Genomic DNA, 16,270 nt, shown 5'->3' on the forward strand with positions numbered 1-16,270 from the left:
TCAGAAGCCGAGCTTGCGCAGCTGCCTGGGGTCGCGCTGCCAGTCCTTGGCGATCTTCACCTGGAGGTCGAGGTAGACCGGGGTGCCGAGCAGCGCCTCGATCTGCTTGCGGGCGACGGTGCCCACCGAGCGCAGGCGCGATCCCTTGTGGCCGATCATGATCCCCTTCTGGGAGTCACGCTCGACATAGAGGTTGGCCACGATCACCAGCAGCGGCTTGTCGTCGGGCCGGCCCTCGCGCAGGCCCATCTCCTCGACCACGACGGCGATCGAGTGCGGCAGCTCGTCGCGCACGCCCTCGAGCGCGGCCTCGCGGATCAGGTCGGCGGCCAGCGCCTCCTCCGGCGCGTCGGTGAGGTCGCCGTCCGGGTAGAGCGGCGGGCCCTCCGGCATCTGCCCGACGAGGAGGTCCGCCAGCAGCTGGACCTGGTCGCCGGACACCGCCGAGACGGGGACGATCTCGGCCCACTCGGTCGAGGTCTCCTCGCCGAGCTTCTGGATGTCCAGCAGGTGCTGGCCGAGCTGCTCGGGGGTGACGAGGTCGGTCTTGGTGGCGACGGCGATGCGGATCGTCCGGCGGACCTTGGCCAGCTCGGTGACCAGGAACCGGTCGCCAGGCCCGATCTTCTCGTTGGCCGGGAAGCAGCAGGCCACCACGTCGACCTCGGCCCACGTCGTACGCACCAGGTCGTTGAGCCGCTCGCCGAGCAGCGTCCGAGGCCGGTGGAGACCGGGGGTGTCGACGAGGATCAGCTGGGCGTCCTCGCGGTGCACGATGCCGCGCACCACGTTGCGGGTGGTCTGCGGCTTGGAGGACGTGATGACGATCTTCTGCCCGACGAGCGCGTTGGTCAGCGTCGACTTGCCCGCGTTGGGGCGGCCGACGAAGGAGGCGAAGCCGCTCCGGTAGCCCTCGGGAGCGGTGTAGAAGGCGCTCGCCGGGGCGACCCCTGAGAGGTCGAAGTCGTCGTCGAGCTCGTCGTCCTCATCGCCGTCGTCGTCGAGGTCGTCCACGTCCTCCGCAGCATCCTCGGGGGCGTCCTCGCTGACGTCGTCGTTGATGTCGTCCTGCTCGTCAGCCATCGGTCGCCTCTCGCGCTGCGTCGTATTCGGCCCAGATCTGCTCGTCACTCTTCCCTGCCGCCTTGCCCGCCCGCCAGATGGGTCCCGGATCGACCGCCCGCGGCTGTCGACCAGCGGTCGCGCGCCAGTAGCCCATCACGTCGTAGTGGCTGGTCGGCAGGCCGATCTCACGCATCAGGTGCTTGCGGATCGCGCGCATCTGCGCCGACTCCCCCGCCATCCAGAAGTAGCCCTCGCCCGCGGGCCAGTCGATCCCCTCGACCACGTGGGCCAGCGCGCTCTGTCCCGACGACGGCGGCGCGAGCCACGTCACCTGCGCGTGGTCGGGGAGGTAGCCGGCGAGGTCGTCGGACACCTCGGCGAGGACGTACGTCGGCAGGTCGGGGTGGTTCTCGACGATGCGGGCGATCGCGGGCATGGCCGTCAGGTCACCGACGAGCAGCAGCCACCCGGCACCGGGCGGCGGGGCGAACGACGACCTGGGCTCGGTGATCGTGACGGTGTCGCCGATGCAGTCGCGCATCGCCCACTCGGTGACCAGACCGACGTCGTGCACCACCACGTCGAGGGTCAGCACGCCGTCGGAGAAGCTGCGGACGGTGTAGTAGCGGCTCTGGAACTGGCCGGGCACCACGAGGCCCACCCACTCGTCAGGCACTCCGGTGGACTCGAAGCCGTCCAGTCCGTCGAGCACGAGCCGGACCAGGTGGTCGGTGAGCGGCTCACGGCTGCGGACGGTCGCCTCGAACTGGGCGGCACGGGTGCTCACGTCGCGGGCTCGTCCGCACCCTGCGTGCTGGTGCGCGAGTGGATCGAGCCCTTCGCGTCCCCGAGGAGCACCGGCACGCCGGGGCCCGCGAAGGCGCTGGCGGCACGGACGTCCACGTCGTCACCCTCCCCCAGCACCACGGCAGCCTCCAGACCGGTCGAGCCCGAGGCGATCGCCATCGCCACGCAGACCTCGAGGGCGGTGAGGTCCAGGTGGGCGACGCGGACGCTGGCGCCGGCGTAGGTCCGGCCGTCGAGGTCGCGTACGGCGGCGCCCTCCGCGGCGCGGGTCCGGGCGCGTGTGGAGCGGGCCAGGGTCACCAGCTTGGCGTCCTCGGCGGACAGGTCGGTCATCCCCCAACCCTAGTGCGGTGCTCAGCTGCTGACGGGGCGCGGGATGCCCGCGAACGGTGACAGCGTGAACCACTCCGCCAGCGACCCCTGCACGTCGCGGGTGCCGAGCACGTCGAGGGTGCCGGCCCGGTGCGCGTGCGCCCAGGTGCGATCTCCACGCCAGACCTCCGTGAGCGATCGCAGCGAGGTCCGCACCACTGCCGTCGGCTCGTCGCCGGGGTCGACGTCGCACACGTCCACGTCGTCGGTGGTGATCACGATCCACCAGTGCGCCACCTTGGGCTCGACGTCGGAGAAGTCGAACCGCACGACCGACCGCCCGAGCGGGACGTGGGTCCGGTCGATGTTGCGGTGCATGTCCCACACCAGCAGCTTGGGGTCGAGCTCCTCGTCGGCGAGCTCGGGGATCCACCGGGTGCCCCACACCGCCAACGCCTCCACGACGGGACGCAGCTCCTGGCCGGCCGGGGTGAGCCGGTAGCGCACCTCTCCCCCGCTGTCGTCACGCGTCAGCGCACCGGCGGCCACCAGCTGGTGCAGCCGGCGGGACAGGAGCGTCGGCGACATCCGCGGCAGCCCGCGCCGCAGGTCGCTGAAGCGCTCGCTGCCGAGCAACAGCTCCCGCACCAGCAGCAGCGTCCACCGCTCGTCGAGGAGCTCCATGGCCTTGGCCATGGGACAGAACTGGCGATAGCTCGCGCCCATGGCTGGCACGCTACGCCCACCCGGACGGGTGGTACAGATCATGCACTCGTCGGTCTGCCCGCGGGTTCCTAGCGTGGGGTCACCAGCCCGGGAGGGGCTGGCACCGACGGAGGGAACCCAGCATGAACACCACGACCACCGCACCGCCAGCAGATGCCGCACTCAAGGCGCGCCACCGCTCCATGTGGGCCTCGGGCCACTACGACCGCGTCGCGCGGGAGATCATCCCGGTCCTCGGCGAGCGCCTCGTCGCCTCGCTCGGGATCACCAGCGGCGAGCGGGTCCTCGACATCGGCGCCGGCACCGGCAACGCGGCCGCCCCGGCCGCCCGGACCGGCGCCACGGTCGTCGCCTCCGACCTGACCCCCGAGCTGCTCGACATCGGCCGCGCCGAGCACCCCGACCTCGACATCGACTGGCAGGTCGCGGACGCCGAGGCACTGCCCTGGCCCGACGCCTCGTACGACGTCGCGCTGAGCACGGTCGGCGTGATGTTCGCGCCCCACCACCAGGCGGCGGCCGACGAGATCCTCCGGGTGCTGCGCCCGGGCGGTCGGCTGGGGATCCTCAGCTGGACGCCGGAGGGGTTCATCGGTCGGTTGTTCGCCACCATGCGCGACTTCGTGCCGGCCCCGCCGGCCGGCGTGCAGCCGCCGCCGCTGTGGGGCAGCGAGGACCACGTGCGCGAGCTGTTCGGCGACCGCGTCGACGACCTCACCTTCACCCAGGACCACGTCGACGTGGACCACTTCACCGGCCCGACCGACTTCCGGACCTACTTCCGCGACAACTACGGCCCGACGCTGATGGCCTATCGCGGGCTGGCCGACCAGCCGGAGCGCACCGCCGAGCTCGACGCAGCCCTCGACGCCCTGGCCGCCGCTGCCGACGAGGGCGACGGCCGGATGCGCTGGGAGTACGTCGTGGTCAGCGGCCGCCGGAGGTGACGTGGGCGGGGGTGCGCGAGGACGGATCGTCGTCGGCGCCCTCCCCCTCGGCCCCCAGCACCGACACCAGCACGGCGTCGATCTTGTTGCGGCGACCGGTGGCCCGCTCGGCCTCAAGGCGCAGTCCGTGGCACTCCACGACCGAGCCGGGGATCGGGACCTTGCCGAGGTGCTTGGCCATCAGGCCGCCGACGCTGTCGACGTCGTCGTCCTCGACCGAGAAGCCGACCAGCTCGTCGAGGTCGTCGACCGGGTAGCGCGAGGAGACCCGGATGACGCCGCCGTCGAGGTGCTCGACCTCGACCTCCTCGGCGTCGTACTCGTCGGTGATCTCGCCGACGATCTCCTCCAGCACGTCCTCGATCGTGACCAGCCCGGCGGTGCCGCCGTACTCGTCGACGACGACTGCGATGTGCTGGCGACGGGCCTGCAGCTCGGTGAGCAGGGCGTCGACGGGCTTGGAGTCGGGGACGTAGTGGACCGGGCGCATCACCTCGTCGACACGCTGGGTGAACTCCACGTCGGGAGCCTCGAAGTCACGCCGCACGAGGTCCTTGAGGTAGGCCATGCCGACGATGTCATCGAGGTTCTCGCCGGTCACCGGGATGCGGGAGTAGCCGCTGCGGAGGAAGAGGGACAGGGTCTGGCGCAGGTTCTTGTGGCGCTCGATGTAGACCATGTCGGGGCGCGGCACCATCACCTCGCGGGTGGTGGTGTCGCCGAGCTCGAAGACGGAGTGGATCATCCGACGCTCGCCGGACTCGATGACCGCGGACGCCTCGGCCAGGTCGACCAGCTCGCGCAGCTCGGTCTCGGTGGAGAACGGGCCCTCGCTGAAGCCCTTGCCAGGGGTGATCGCGTTGCCGAGCATGATCAGCAGCGCCGGGATGGGGCCGAGGATCGTGGTGACCAGCGAGATCGGGCCGGCCGACATCAGCGCGACCTGCGCGTCGTGCTGACGGCCGATCGTGCGGGGCGCGACGCCGATGACCACGAACGAGACGACCAGCATCACGCCGATCGTCGTCAGGATGCTGGGCAGCAGGGAGTCCTGGAAGGCGTCGCGCGCCCAGGTGGAGACCAGCACGATCGCGCTGATCTCGCACAGCAGCCGCAGCAGCAGTGCGGTGTTGAGGTAGCGGGTGGGGTCGTCGAGGAGCTTGACGAGCCGGGCGGCACCGCTGCGTCCCTCGGCCCGCATCTCCTCCGCGCGGGCCCGCGAGAAGCTCCCGAGTGCGGCGTCGGCGGCGGAGAAGAGGCCGGCCAGCAGGACCAGCAGGGCTGCCGATCCGAGCTGCCAGATGTCGGCGGTCATCGTCAGCCAGGTTCCTGGTCGGCGCGGTCCTGGTCGGCACGGTCCTGGCTCGCGCGCCACTTCTCCAGCAGCTCGGCCTGGAGGCCGAACATCACCGCGTGCTCGTCGGGCTCGGCGTGGTCGTAGCCGAGGAGGTGCAGGATGCCGTGGGTGGTGAGCAGGTCGATCTCGGCCTCGCGCCCGTGACCGGCCTCCTCGCCCTGCCGCTCGGCGACGGCCGGGGCCACGACGAGGTCGCCGAGCACGCCCTCCTCGGGCTCCTCGTTGACCTTGCCGGGGCGCAGCTCGTCCATCGGGAAGGCGAGCACGTCGGTCGGCCCCTCCTTCTCCATCCACTTCTCGTTGAGCTCGGCGATGGTGTCCTCGTCGACCGCCTTGATGCACAGCTCGGCCTGCGGGTGGACGCGCATCTCGTCCATCACGAAGCGCGCCAGCCGGGACAGGCGGCGTACGTCGAGCTCGAGGCCGGACTCGTTGAGGACCTCGATGCTCATCGGGTGCTCCGCTCGGACTTGGTCGGCGCGGTGCGCGGTCGCTGGGCCTGCGACGGGCCCTGCCCCGCACCCGGGGTCTCGCTGGCGGCGTCGAAGACCTCGTAGGCCTCGACGATGCGCCCCACCAGCCGGTGGCGTACGACGTCGGTCGGGGTGAGGCGGCAGAAGGTGATGTCCTCCACGCCCTCGAGGATGCCCTCGACGACCCGCAGCCCGGACTTGGTGCCCGAGGGGAGGTCGACCTGGCTGGTGTCGCCGGTGACGACGATCCGCGAGCCGAAGCCCAGCCGGGTCAGGAACATCTTCATCTGCTCGGGCGTCGTGTTCTGCGCCTCGTCGAGGATGATGAAGGAGTCGTTGAGCGAGCGGCCACGGAGGAACGCCAGCGGTGCGACCTCGATGGTGCCGGCCGCGAGCAGCTTGGGGATGGTGTCGGGGTCGACCATGTCGTGCAGCGCGTCGTAGAGCGGGCGCAGGTAGGGGTCGATCTTCTCGCTGAGCGTGCCGGGCAGGAAGCCGAGGCGCTCACCGGCCTCGACGGCCGGACGGCTCAGGATGATCCGGTTGACCTCCTTGGCCTGCAGGGCCTGCACGGCCTTGGCCATCGCGAGGTAGGTCTTGCCGGTGCCGGCGGGGCCGATGCCGAAGGTGATCGTGGACGTGTCGATCGACTCGACGTAGCGCTTCTGGTTGAGCGTCTTCGGTCGGATGGTGCGGCCGCGGTTGGACAGGATGTTGAGGCTCAGCACGTCGGCCGGACGCTCCTGCGTCTCGGTCTGCAGCATCAGGATGATCCGCTCGACCGTCTCGCCGGTGATGCCCTGGCCGGTGCGGACCAGCGTGACGACCTCGTCGAGCAGCCGCTCGGCCATCGCGACCTCGGCGGAGTCGCCGGACAGCGTGATGCGGTTGCCGCGCACATGGATCCTGGCGTCGAAGGCCCGCTCGATCAGCCGGAGGTGCTCGTCGCCCGGCCCCAGGACCGAGACCATGTCGATGCTGTTGGGGACGACGACCGTGTGGGTCGGGGTGTCCTGCTGGGCGTCGGGGCGGGTCGTGTCAGTCATGGATGCCCGTGACGGGCGGCCTTCCGGGTCGTTGGCGTGAGCCCCTCCATGCTACCGAGCGGGTGGCGTACGGCCCACTCAGTTGCGGCGCGAGGTGCGCCTCAGCCCCGCGTGACCTGCAGCATCCCGAGGCACATCTCGTCGGTGGTGCCCTCGCCCCACACGACGTAGCGGTCGGGCTGGCCCTCGAAGGCGGGCAGCTTGTCGCGCAGCCACTGGACGTGCGTGCACGTCACCTTGACCTGCTCGAACGGCTGCAGGGTGATCGGCTCGATCGGCCGGCTGCCCTGGTCGTCGAAGTCCCAGACCGGGATGTCGAGGACGGTCTGCGCCTGGGGAGTGCCGGGTCGGACCTCGATCCTGATCGAGCGGCCCAGCAGGTGCATGTGGCCGGCGACGCCGTGGATCGTGATCGGCTCGCCGAGCGTACGGAGGCACGACTGGGTCTGGCCGGGCTCCGGCTCGCCCCCGCACAGGAGGTGCAGCAGGTCGGCGGTGTTGCCCTCGGCACCGAAGCGTTCCTTGACGTCGGCCAGAGCCGCGGCGCGGTCGCACAGCGCCCCCTCGTCGTGCTTCGCGCGGCACGGCAGCTCGACCGGGGCGGGCAGCAGCATCGTGCTGAGCGCCTCGTAGGGGCGCTTGCCGGGGGCGAGGCGCAGCTGGGCGGCGGAGGTGTCGGGCTGCACGCCGGCGAGCAGGTTGTAGTGCACCTGCATGACGATCCGGCTGCCCTGGGCAAGACGGACGCCGAAGCCGGGCTTGACGACGGACTCCTTGCCGCCGGGCGCCCATGCGCCGATCCACGAGGACTGGTCGACGTTGGTGACGCGATCGAGCCCGGTGCCGCCGAAGCAGGTCCAGCCCTCGTCCTCCTCGGCGTCGTCCTTGGCCTCGGCAGCCGCGACCTGCTCGGGTGGCACCTGGAAGAGGATCACGTGGTGCACGACCTCGGGGTTGCCGGGCAGCACCTGCGTGCCGGTGAGCCAGGTGTCCCGGTCGAGCTCGGGGTCGAGGAGGAAGCAGCGGTAGTCGTCGGTGCCGGTGCCGTAGGGCGCGGACGGGGTGTAGCTGCCGGGCATCGCGATCGTCGTACGCGTCTCTCCCGCGCGCAGCGGCCGGGACTTCGCCGGCTCGGCGTAGTGGCCGCTGTGGCCCGCACCTCCGGCCGCGGCCTCCTCGGCGACGGGCGAGGTGTCCCCGGAGTCGGCGGGCTGGGTGGCGCGGCTCTCGCCGTCGGAGCCGGCGTCCGAGCCGCCGCCGCAGGCGGACAGCGCGAGCAGGCCGGTGGTCAGGAGTGCGGCGAGGACGGCGCGGGTGCGGGGCATGTCGGGCGGCTCAGATCAGGGACTCGGTCATGGCGGGCGTCGAGCCGAGCACATGGAAGTGGGTGTGGAAGACGCTCTGTCCGGCACCGACGCCGGTGTTGGCGATGAGCCGGTACTCCTCGTTGCCCGAGGCCTTCGCGACCTCGTCGGCGAGGGACACCAGGTGCCCGATGATCGCCGGGTCGGCCGCTGCGGAGGCGGCAGCGTTCTCGTGGTGGTCGACCGGCACCACCAGCGCGTGGAACGGCGCCTGCGGGTTGAGGTCCTTGAAGGAGATCGCGTGCTCGTTGCTGGCCAGCACGTCGGCAGGGATCTCACCGGCGACGATCGTGCAGAAGATGCAGTCGGCCGACGTCTCGCTCATCGGGTCAGCCTAGGACCTCTCCCCGCGGCGTGTAACCGATTGAGGGGGGTCGACGTCCAACTACCGTGGACATCATGACCTTCCCCGCACGCCGCCCGTCCGTACGACGATGGGCGGGCGTGACCGCCGTCGTCCTGGCGACCGGCCTCACGCTCGCCTCCTGCAGCAACGACGACCCCGTGCCGGCCTCCGGCGAGACCGACGAGCCGACGCGCACGCCGAAGCCGTCGACGTCCCCGTCGGAGGAGCCGTCCGGCACGCCCAGCGAGACGCCCACCGAGGACGACGGCACCGCGGTGCCGGTCTACTTCGCCGGGGACGGTCCGCGTGGTCCCGCGCTCTTCCGGGAGTTCCACCGGGTCTCGGGCGACCCCCTGCTCGAGACCGCACGCCTCGTCGCCGGTGGCGGGACCCCCGACGACCCCGACTACCGCACGCTCTGGCCGCCGGTGGAGATCACGTCCGTCACCGCGACCGACGGGGTGCTGCTCGTGGAGGTCGCGTCCGACGCCTTCACCGAGCGCCCGGACGGCATGTCGAAGCGCCAGGCCGGGCTCGCCGTGCAGCAGCTGGTCTACTCGCTCCAGGGCGTGCAGCAGGAGCGGGTGCCGGTCATGGTGCAGCGTGAGGGCGGACTCCCCCTCTTCGGGCTCCCGACCGACGCGCCGTTCGAGGCTGCCAGCGCGCTGCGCACCCTCAACCTCGTCAACATCACGTCCCCCGCCGAGGGCGACACCGTCACCGGCGACACCCTGACCGTGACCGGCGTGGCCAACTCCTTCGAGGCCTCGGGGCCGTGCCGGCTGGTCGTGGGAGGGCAGGAGGTGGCCCTCGAGGGCTACCAGTCCGACGGCTGGATGGACGACAAGCTCTTCCCGTTCGAGGTGGAGCTCCCGCTCGACGGCGTCACGGGCGAGGCGGTCGTCCAGTGCGAGACCGACGACCCCTCCGGCGGTGCCGAGGGCAACGGGCCGGCGATCGACACCAAGACGATCACGGTCCAGTAGCCGTCTCCTCGCCCACGCGGGCGTGCGCGTCGGACAGGACGAAGTCGGAGATCGGGGGTCCGGCCACGCTCAGCCCGCGCCCGTACGCCGACTTTGTCCTGTCCGACCCACCCCCTGCGTGTCGGACAGGACAAAGTCGGAGATCGGGGACCCGGCCACGCTCAGGCGTCGGGCGTACGCCGGGTTCGTCCTGTCCGACACACCCGGGGGCCGCGGGACAGACGGGGGTTCAGGCCCAGCGACCCGTACGCGCGAGCAGCGCGCCGACCGCGACGACGCCGGCGGTGGACGTACGCAGCACCTCGGCGCCGAGCCGGACCGACACCGCTCCCGCCTCGGCGAGGGCGGCCAGCTCGTCCGGGGCGATGCCGCCCTCCGGTCCGACGACGACCACGATCCGCCCGGAGGTCGGCACGGCCAAGCCGGCGAGCGGTGCGGTCGCGTCCTCGTGGAGCACCACGGCGAGGTCGGCGTCGGCGATCAGCGCGACGAGATCGGCGGTCGAGGCGAGGGCCGAGACGGTCGGCAGCCACGACCGGCGCGACTGCTTGGCGGCCTCGCGAGCGGTGGCCTGCCACCTGGCGTGGGACTTCACGGCCCGCTCGCCCTTCCACACCGCGACCGAGCGCGAGGCGGCCCACGGCACGATCCGGTCCACGCCCACCTCGGTGAGCACCTCGACGGCGAGCTCGCCGCGCTCGCCCTTGGGCAGCGCCTGGACAACGGTGATCGCGGGCTCGGGACGCGGGTCGTGGCGGACCGAGTCGACCCGCACGGCGAAGACCCGCTTGCCCGTCGACGCGACCGAGCCGGTGACGGAGGTCCCGAGGCCGTCGGTCAGCACGACCTGCTCGCCCTCGCGCAGTCGTCGTACGGCGACCGCGTGGTGCGCCTCGTCACCGGTGACCTCCACGACGGAGCCGACCGCGGCTCCGTCCAGCGAGCCGACCAGGTGGACGGGGAGCGACACCGTGCCCAGCCCTCCGATCAGCCCTGGAAGGCGTTGCGGAGTCGGCCGAACATCGACGTGTGCGGCGCCTCTACCTGACCGTCGGGCGTCTCCTCGCCGCGGATCGCCGCCAGCTCGCGCAGCAGCTCCTCCTGGCGCGGGTCGAGGCGGGTCGGGGTGTCGACGGAGATGCTCACGACCAGGTCGCCGCGACCACCGCGCAGGCTCGGCACGCCGAAGCCGCGGATCACCTGCTCCGTGCCCGACTGGGTGCCGGCCTTGACCTCGAGGTCGAAGGTCGTCGACGTCTCGGAGTCGGCAGAGGCCACGTCGGCCTCCAGCAGCGGGAGCGTCAGCTGGGTGCCGAGCGCTGCGGCGGTCATCGGCAGCGAGATCGTCGTGTGGAGGTCGTTGCCGTGGCGGGTGAAGGTCTTGTGGGGCGCCACGTGGATCTCGACGTAGAGGTCGCCGGCCGGGCCGCCGCCGGGACCGACCTCGCCCTGGCCGGTGAGCTGGACGCGGGTGCCGTGGTCGACGCCCGCGGGGATCTTCACGGTGAGCGTGCGGCGGGTGCGGACGCGGCCGTCGCCGGAGCACTCGCGGCACGGGTCCGGGATGACCGAGCCGAAGCCGCGGCAGGCCGCGCAGGGGCGCAGGGTGCGGATCTCGCCGAGGAACGACCGCTGGACGACCGCGACCTCGCCCTGGCCGTGGCAGGTCTCGCACGTGGTCGGCGAGGTGCCGGGCGCGGTGCCCTCGCCCGAGCAGGCCTCGCAGGTGAGCGCGGTGTCGACCTTGATCTCGCGGGTCACCCCGAAGGCCGCCTCGGCGAGCGTCGCGTCGAGGCGGATCAGCGCGTCCTGGCCGCGGCGCGCACGCGAGCGCGGACCACGCTGGGCACCGCCACCTCCCGCACCGCCACCGAAGAACGCGTCCATGATGTCGGTGAACGAGAAGCCCTGGCCGGCACCGCCGAAGCCCTGGCTGAAGGCGTCGCCGCCGCGGTCGTACGCCTGGCGCTTGCCGGCGTCGCTCAGCACCTCGTAGGCGCGCGAGACGTCCTTGAAGCGGTCCTGCGTCTCCGGGTCGGGGTTGACGTCGGGGTGCAGCTGTCGGGCCAACTTGCGGTAGGCCTTCTTGATCTCGTCGGCGCTGGCGTCACGCGAGACGCCGAGGATCTCGTAGGGGTCCTGGGTCACTGGTTTCCTTCATCGAGGATCCGCGAGACGTAGCGCGCGACGGCGCGTACGGCTGCCATGGATCCGGGGTAGTCCATCCGGGTGGGGCCGACGACGCCCAGGGAGCCGAGGTGGAACTCCTGGGGGCCGTAGCCGGTGGCGACCACGCTGGTCGCCGCGAGCTCGGAGTAGGGGCCTTCGTGGCCGATGCGCACCGTCACCGCGTCCACGCCCGACTCCCCCAAGAGCTTGAGCAGCACGACGTGCTCCTCCAGCGCCTCGAGGAGCGGGCGGACGGCGGTGTCGAAGTCGCCGTAGCGGGCCAGGTTGGCGGTGCCGCTCACCGCGACGCGCTCGTCACTGCGGTGGTCGGACATGGCGTCGGCGAGGACCGTCGCGATCGCGCGGGTCGCGTCGGCCTGCTCGGGGCGTACGGCCTCGGGCAGGTCGACGACCGCCGCGGCTGCGGCCGCGATCTGCACGCCCGCGCTGACCCGGTTGACCGCGGCGCGCAGCTCCGCGAGGTCGGTGTCGGCGAGCTCCGCGTCCAGCTCGACGAGACGCTGCTCGACCCGGCCGGTGCTGAGGATCAGGATCACCATCACGCGGGTCGGGGTCAGCGCGACCAGCTCGACGTGGCGGACCGTGGAGCGCGAGAGCGAGGGGTACTGGACGATCGCGACCTGGCGGGTCAGCTGGCTCAGCAGGCGCACCGACTTCTGCACGACGTCGTCGAGGTCGACGGCACCGTCGAGGAGCGTCGAGATCGCGCGGCGCTCGGCCATGCTCATCGGCTTGAGGGTGGCGAGCTTGTCGACGAAGAGCCGGTAGCCCTTGTCGGTCGGCACGCGGCCCGCGCTGGTGTGGGGCTGGTGGATGTAGCCCTCCTCCTCCAGCGCCGCCATGTCGTTGCGCACCGTCGCCGGGGAGACGCCGAGACCGTGCCGCTCGACCAACGCCTTGGAGCCGACCGGCTCCTCGGTGGCGACGTAGTCCTCCACGATCGCGCGCAGCACGTCGAGCTTGCGGTCGTCGACCATGGATTCCCTCCTCGCCGGCACTGGACTCTCACTGGGTTGGCACTCGTTCGCCCTGAGTGCCAACTCTACTAGCAGCCCGTAGTGTCCCGAGCATGCCCGACTTCACGGAGGTGGCGCCGCGAGTCTGGGTGGCGCACTACGACTGGATGCACGTCAACATCACCCTCATCGGCGGCTCCGACGGGCTGCTCATGGTGGACACCCACGGCTCGGCCGCGCAGGCGCGGATCGTCGCCGACGACGTACGACGCCTCGGCGCGGGCCCGCTGACCGGCCTGGTCAACACCCACGAGCACTGGGACCACCACTTCGGCAACGCGACGATGGTCGAGCAGTTCGGCGAGATGCCGATCCACGCCACCGACTGGGCGCGCGACCACGTCGAGGAGTCGGCCCGCCACACCTTCGAGATGTACGACGGGCAGGCCGACCACCCGCATCGCGACGACATCCTCGCGACCGAGGTCCTCCTGCCGACGCACACCTTCTCCTCCGCGGTGCAGCTCGACCTAGGGGACCGCGCCGTGGAGCTCATCCACCCCGGTCGCGGGCACACCGCGGGAGACCTCGTGGTCCGCGTCCCCGACGCCGACGTGCTGCTCGGCGGCGACCTGATCGAGGAGTCCGACCCGCCCTTCATCGGTGACGACTCGTGGCCGATGGAGTGGCCGCTGACCATCGACCTCGTCCTCGGACTGATGACCGACCGGACCGTCGTCGTGCCAGGCCACGGGCAGGTGGTCGACAAGGACTTCGTCCAGGACCAGCGCGTCGAGCTCGGCATCATCGCCGAGACCATCCGCGACCTCGCCTCGCGCGGCGTGCCCCAGTCGCAGGCCCTGGCCGAGGGCGAGTGGCCGTGGGAGCGCGAGCGCCTCGCCAGCGCCGTACGCCTGGGCTACGAGCACCTCCCCCGCAGCCAGAAGCGGTTGCCACTGGTCTGACCGCCCACGTTCAGTTAGGGTTGCCTTACCTAACCAGTGGAGACGTGATGACCCCTGCCGATGCTGCCCGGCTCGCCCGCAGCGTGCTGTCGTGCCCCGACTCGATCACCCTGCGGGTGGATGAGCAGCGCGACGCCCTCACCGACGAGGCGTACGACGTCACGTGCGACGTGCACGGCTCGCCGGTCTTCAGCGCGTCCGACGCCTCGGCACTCCTGGCGGCCGCACGCAGCGGGGCCGGCGGGGTGGTCGAGATCGGCAGCGGGCTCGGCGCCTCCGGCGCTGGAGAGCCGCGGACCGACCTGTTCCTGCAGGGACGACTGACCCAGCGTGGTTCGGGCTGCCAGTGCTGCGGCGACCCGCGCGCGCTGGTCGCGCTGGAGGTCTCCCGGGTCACGCTGTTCCGTGACGACCGCCCCGTGCCGGTCGACGTGGCCCTGTTCCGCGACCGCGGGCACGTGCTCAACCCCGGCTACCTCCAGCGGACCGCCGAGCACACCAACGAGGCCCACGAGCTCGAGCTGCGGTCCGCCATGGCCAGTACCTTCGGGCTGCCTCTGCAGTCGTTGCTCGCCGCGAGCCTGCTGCGCGTCGATGCGGCCGGCGTCGACGTGTCGTGGCTCGACGACGCAGGTGGCCACACGCAACGGCTCGACTTCCTGCGCACGGTCTCCTCGCCGCAGGAGCTCGGCGCCGCCCTGCGCTCCCACCTGCACGCCGGCATCTGCTGAGGGCCGCAGGTGCAGCACACCCCGACGGGGCTGGTCCGCCGCGCCGGGGGCCGGTAGGACTGGAGGATGACCGACACCAGCGACGCCCAGCCCGATCCTGCCGCCTCCACCGAGACCCCTCAGTCCAGTGCCGGCACCAGCCCGGCCGACGCGGACCACTCCGGCGACACCACGTCCCCCGACTCCGCCACCCTCGGCGGGATCTCGGACGACCAGCTCCCCGAGGACCTCCAGCCCGGCGAGGACAACCCGCTCGCCGAGCCCCTCGACCCCGACGCTGAAGAGACCAAGAGCCGCGAGGAGCTCGAGATGGACGCCACCCAGGAGGACCTGGGCAACGACGACGGCGCGAGCGCAGCGCCCGACCAGGAGGGCGACACCGAGTCCGGCGGCGGCGCCGGCAGCTGACCCTCAGCGGGTGAGCGCGAGGACCGCGATGAAGGCCGCGAAGCTGCCGAAGAAGAACAGCACGATGCCGATGCTGATGAGCAGCTCCGTCGAGGGCACCAGCCTGCCGATGCGGAAGTGGTTCTCGTCCTCGTACTCCTCGTAGTGGTTGGCCACCTCGTCCCACGTGAGTCGGGCCGACGCCCGTTCCCATCGGCTCATCGGCGCCTCGGGCCGGTCGCGGTGGTCGAGCTCCTGGGAGACGAACCCGCTCCGGCCGCCGAAGGAGCGGGCGATGGTCGAGTGCTGGGTGGGGCGTGAGCGCTTCGGCACGTCAGCGCCCCTGGGTCTGGGCAAGGAAGTAGATGAAGCCGCCGAAGCTGCCCGCCACGAACGCGACGATCGCAGCGGAGATCATCAGCTCGGTCCGCAACGGCAGCCGCACGGGGCGGAACACGCCGTCCTCCTCGTAGTCGTCGCGTACTGCCACGTCGTGCCACCCCCGAATGCCCCCGATGTCGGACGCCACGGTAGGGCGTCCGGGCCCCGTGGCGCCGTCACCCGGAGTCCCGAGCGGGTCATCGGCGTGTCGCGCAGGAGCTGTGCGTCCTGCACGGCGTGGCCTCCCCCGATGCTGTTCCCGAGATCCATAACGTGGTCCAGTGCCTCAGGATCGCTACGGAACCGACGTCCTCTCCACCGACTGGCGCAAGCCGGCCAACGGCCGCGCCGTCGAGACGCCCACCGAGATCGGCATGGTCGTCGAGGAGGTCACCACCGACTGGTGCGGCGAGGTGGTCGCGGTCGACCGCGACATCGACACGCTGACCCTGGAGGACCGGCGCGGCAAGCGGCGTACGTTCCCGCTCGGGCCCGGCTTCCTCCTCGAGGGCAAGCCGGTCATCCTCACCCGCCCGGTGCGGGCAGGCGCACCGGCCGCCCCCACGCGTACGGCGTCCGGCTCGGTCGCCGTGCAGGGCGCCAAGGCACGCGTCGCACGCGCCAGCCGGATCTTCGTCGAGGGACGGCACGACGCCGAGCTGGTCGAGAAGGTCTGGGGCGACGACCTGCGGATCGAGGGCGTCGTCGTGGAGTACCTCGGCGGCGTGGACGACCTCGCCGACCACCTGCGCGACTTCAAGCCCGGCCCGCAGCGCCGCGTCGGTGTGCTCGTCGACCACCTGGTGCCGGGGTCGAAGGAGGCGCGGATCGCCCAGGGCATCGCCCGCTCCCCCATCGGCAAGCACGTGCTGGTCGTGGGCCACCCGTTCATCGACGTGTGGCAGGCGGTCAAGCCCGAGCGGCTCGGCATCCCCCGCTGGCCCCACGTGCCCAAGGGCATCGACTGGAAGTCCGGCACCTGCCAGCAGCTCGGCTGGCCGCACCGCGACCAGGCCGACATCGCCCGCGCCTGGAAGCACGTCCTGGGCCGGGTCTCCTCCTTCGCCGACCTCGAGCCCGAGCTCCTGGGTCGGGTCGAGGAGCTCATCGACTTCACCACGGGCTGATATTGCGCCTCCACTTCGCTTCGGCGCGTGTCCGCGGCGCCTGAGCCCGCTCGTTCGTCGTCGTTGCCGCGCCCTCCCCCGCTTCGCTCCTCCGGACGCAGCCC

General features: G+C 71.8%; 20 protein-coding genes. 6 read left to right on the forward strand and 14 right to left on the reverse strand.

Annotation, left to right across the window (positions count from 1 at the left end; genetic code table 11):
• The 4 genes from era to BM127_RS08050 are packed head-to-tail and all read right to left on the reverse strand — an operon-like array spanning nt 1 to nt 2,910.
• Complete coding sequence (gene era / locus BM127_RS08035; protein WP_091197110.1) at nt 1-1,083, reverse strand: GTPase Era; 1,083 nt, start codon at nt 1,081-1,083, stop codon at nt 1-3.
• Complete coding sequence (locus BM127_RS08040; protein WP_091197113.1) at nt 1,076-1,852, reverse strand: siderophore-interacting protein; 777 nt, start codon at nt 1,850-1,852, stop codon at nt 1,076-1,078. The genes era and BM127_RS08040 overlap by 8 nt, the downstream gene beginning before the upstream one ends.
• Nucleotides 1,849-2,205 (reverse strand): cytidine/deoxycytidylate deaminase family protein, encoded by a 357-nt coding sequence (locus BM127_RS08045; RefSeq protein WP_091197115.1) that lies wholly within the window; start codon nt 2,203-2,205, stop codon nt 1,849-1,851. The genes BM127_RS08040 and BM127_RS08045 overlap by 4 nt, the downstream gene beginning before the upstream one ends.
• Nucleotides 2,206-2,226: 21 nt before the next feature.
• Complete coding sequence (locus BM127_RS08050) at nt 2,227-2,910, reverse strand: winged helix-turn-helix transcriptional regulator (protein ID WP_091197118.1); 684 nt, start codon at nt 2,908-2,910, stop codon at nt 2,227-2,229.
• A gap of 122 nt (nt 2,911-3,032) precedes the next feature.
• Here BM127_RS08050 and BM127_RS08055 point away from each other — a divergent pair, with 122 nt between their 5' ends.
• Nucleotides 3,033-3,857: a class I SAM-dependent methyltransferase gene (locus tag BM127_RS08055; protein WP_091197120.1), complete on the forward strand. Its 825-nt coding sequence runs from the start codon at nt 3,033-3,035 to the stop codon at nt 3,855-3,857.
• Here the strand turns inward: BM127_RS08055 and BM127_RS08060 are convergent.
• From BM127_RS08060 to BM127_RS08080, 5 genes are all read right to left on the reverse strand, one after another.
• Entirely contained in the window at nt 3,838-5,172 is a 1,335-nt protein-coding gene (locus tag BM127_RS08060; RefSeq protein WP_091197123.1) for a hemolysin family protein, read from the reverse strand. The genes BM127_RS08055 and BM127_RS08060 overlap by 20 nt on opposite strands.
• A gap of 2 nt (nt 5,173-5,174) precedes the next feature.
• On the reverse strand, nt 5,175-5,666 hold the full coding sequence (gene ybeY / locus BM127_RS08065) for an rRNA maturation RNase YbeY (RefSeq protein WP_091197126.1): 492 nt from the start codon (nt 5,664-5,666) through the stop codon (nt 5,175-5,177).
• Entirely contained in the window at nt 5,663-6,733 is a 1,071-nt protein-coding gene (locus BM127_RS08070; protein WP_091197128.1) for a PhoH family protein, read from the reverse strand. Before BM127_RS08070 ends, ybeY begins: the two co-directional genes overlap by 4 nt.
• A gap of 101 nt (nt 6,734-6,834) precedes the next feature.
• A complete protein-coding gene (locus BM127_RS08075) occupies nt 6,835-8,058 on the reverse strand; it encodes a hypothetical protein (RefSeq protein ID WP_091197130.1) in 1,224 nt (407 codons plus the stop codon).
• A gap of 10 nt (nt 8,059-8,068) precedes the next feature.
• Nucleotides 8,069-8,422 (reverse strand): HIT domain-containing protein, encoded by a 354-nt coding sequence (locus tag BM127_RS08080; RefSeq protein WP_091197134.1) that lies wholly within the window; start codon nt 8,420-8,422, stop codon nt 8,069-8,071.
• Nucleotides 8,423-8,496: 74 nt separating this feature from the next.
• Here BM127_RS08080 and BM127_RS08085 point away from each other — a divergent pair, with 74 nt between their 5' ends.
• Nucleotides 8,497-9,429: a Gmad2 immunoglobulin-like domain-containing protein gene (locus BM127_RS08085; protein WP_139227691.1), complete on the forward strand. Its 933-nt coding sequence runs from the start codon at nt 8,497-8,499 to the stop codon at nt 9,427-9,429.
• A 229-nt stretch (nt 9,430-9,658) separates the two neighbouring features.
• On the opposite strand, the gene BM127_RS08090 is transcribed toward BM127_RS08085, so the two are convergent.
• The 3 genes from BM127_RS08090 to hrcA are packed head-to-tail and all read right to left on the reverse strand — an operon-like array spanning nt 9,659 to nt 12,596.
• Nucleotides 9,659-10,399 carry a 16S rRNA (uracil(1498)-N(3))-methyltransferase gene (locus BM127_RS08090; protein ID WP_091197140.1) on the reverse strand — a complete coding sequence of 247 codons (741 nt, stop codon included), beginning with the start codon at nt 10,397-10,399 and terminating at the stop codon, nt 9,659-9,661.
• 17 nt (nt 10,400-10,416) lie between these two features.
• Nucleotides 10,417-11,577 (reverse strand): molecular chaperone DnaJ, encoded by a 1,161-nt coding sequence (gene dnaJ, locus BM127_RS08095; protein ID WP_091197142.1) that lies wholly within the window; start codon nt 11,575-11,577, stop codon nt 10,417-10,419.
• Nucleotides 11,574-12,596, reverse strand: coding sequence for a heat-inducible transcriptional repressor HrcA (gene hrcA / locus BM127_RS08100; protein WP_091197145.1), 1,023 nt, complete (start codon nt 12,594-12,596; stop codon nt 11,574-11,576). Before hrcA ends, dnaJ begins: the two co-directional genes overlap by 4 nt.
• 92 nt (nt 12,597-12,688) lie before the next feature.
• Between hrcA and BM127_RS08105 the strand changes: the two genes are divergently transcribed.
• From BM127_RS08105 to BM127_RS08115, 3 genes are all read left to right on the forward strand, one after another.
• Nucleotides 12,689-13,540 carry an MBL fold metallo-hydrolase gene (locus BM127_RS08105; RefSeq protein WP_091197147.1) on the forward strand — a complete coding sequence of 284 codons (852 nt, stop codon included), beginning with the start codon at nt 12,689-12,691 and terminating at the stop codon, nt 13,538-13,540.
• A gap of 47 nt (nt 13,541-13,587) precedes the next feature.
• Nucleotides 13,588-14,271: a DUF2470 domain-containing protein gene (locus BM127_RS08110; RefSeq protein ID WP_091197149.1), complete on the forward strand. Its 684-nt coding sequence runs from the start codon at nt 13,588-13,590 to the stop codon at nt 14,269-14,271.
• A 66-nt stretch (nt 14,272-14,337) separates the two neighbouring features.
• Nucleotides 14,338-14,679 carry a hypothetical protein gene (locus BM127_RS08115; protein ID WP_091197151.1) on the forward strand — a complete coding sequence of 114 codons (342 nt, stop codon included), beginning with the start codon at nt 14,338-14,340 and terminating at the stop codon, nt 14,677-14,679.
• 3 nt (nt 14,680-14,682) lie between these two features.
• Here BM127_RS08115 and BM127_RS08120 read toward each other — a convergent pair whose 3' ends face one another.
• Together BM127_RS08120 and BM127_RS22200 are read right to left on the reverse strand one after the other, a co-directional pair.
• Nucleotides 14,683-14,991, reverse strand: coding sequence for a hypothetical protein (locus BM127_RS08120; RefSeq protein ID WP_091197154.1), 309 nt, complete (start codon nt 14,989-14,991; stop codon nt 14,683-14,685).
• A 1-nt stretch (nt 14,992) separates the two neighbouring features.
• Nucleotides 14,993-15,148: a hypothetical protein gene (locus BM127_RS22200; protein WP_157829551.1), complete on the reverse strand. Its 156-nt coding sequence runs from the start codon at nt 15,146-15,148 to the stop codon at nt 14,993-14,995.
• Nucleotides 15,149-15,320: 172 nt separating this feature from the next.
• On the opposite strand from BM127_RS22200, the gene BM127_RS08130 reads away from it, so the two are divergent.
• Nucleotides 15,321-16,166, forward strand: coding sequence for a DUF3097 domain-containing protein (locus BM127_RS08130; RefSeq protein ID WP_091197160.1), 846 nt, complete (start codon nt 15,321-15,323; stop codon nt 16,164-16,166).
• The last annotated feature ends 104 nt before the right edge of the window (nt 16,167-16,270 follow it).

The sequence above is a fragment of the Nocardioides alpinus genome (assembly GCF_900112035.1).
Lineage (GTDB): Bacteria > Actinomycetota > Actinomycetes > Propionibacteriales > Nocardioidaceae > Nocardioides > Nocardioides alpinus.

Coding starts and splice junctions, on each gene's coding strand:
- ybeY (WP_091197126.1), bottom strand. CDS start 5,666: ATGAGCATCGAGGTCCTCAACGAGTCCGGCCTCGAGCTCGACGTACGC.
- BM127_RS08105 (WP_091197147.1), top strand. CDS start 12,689: ATGCCCGACTTCACGGAGGTGGCGCCGCGAGTCTGGGTGGCGCACTAC.
- BM127_RS08045 (WP_091197115.1), bottom strand. CDS start 2,205: ATGACCGACCTGTCCGCCGAGGACGCCAAGCTGGTGACCCTGGCCCGC.
- BM127_RS08055 (WP_091197120.1), top strand. CDS start 3,033: ATGAACACCACGACCACCGCACCGCCAGCAGATGCCGCACTCAAGGCG.
- BM127_RS08060 (WP_091197123.1), bottom strand. CDS start 5,172: ATGACCGCCGACATCTGGCAGCTCGGATCGGCAGCCCTGCTGGTCCTG.
- BM127_RS08075 (WP_091197130.1), bottom strand. CDS start 8,058: ATGCCCCGCACCCGCGCCGTCCTCGCCGCACTCCTGACCACCGGCCTG.
- BM127_RS08070 (WP_091197128.1), bottom strand. CDS start 6,733: ATGACTGACACGACCCGCCCCGACGCCCAGCAGGACACCCCGACCCAC.
- hrcA (WP_091197145.1), bottom strand. CDS start 12,596: ATGGTCGACGACCGCAAGCTCGACGTGCTGCGCGCGATCGTGGAGGAC.
- BM127_RS08110 (WP_091197149.1), top strand. CDS start 13,588: ATGACCCCTGCCGATGCTGCCCGGCTCGCCCGCAGCGTGCTGTCGTGC.
- BM127_RS08050 (WP_091197118.1), bottom strand. CDS start 2,910: ATGGGCGCGAGCTATCGCCAGTTCTGTCCCATGGCCAAGGCCATGGAG.
- BM127_RS08085 (WP_139227691.1), top strand. CDS start 8,497: ATGACCTTCCCCGCACGCCGCCCGTCCGTACGACGATGGGCGGGCGTG.
- BM127_RS08080 (WP_091197134.1), bottom strand. CDS start 8,422: ATGAGCGAGACGTCGGCCGACTGCATCTTCTGCACGATCGTCGCCGGT.
- era (WP_091197110.1), bottom strand. CDS start 1,083: ATGGCTGACGAGCAGGACGACATCAACGACGACGTCAGCGAGGACGCC.
- BM127_RS08115 (WP_091197151.1), top strand. CDS start 14,338: ATGACCGACACCAGCGACGCCCAGCCCGATCCTGCCGCCTCCACCGAG.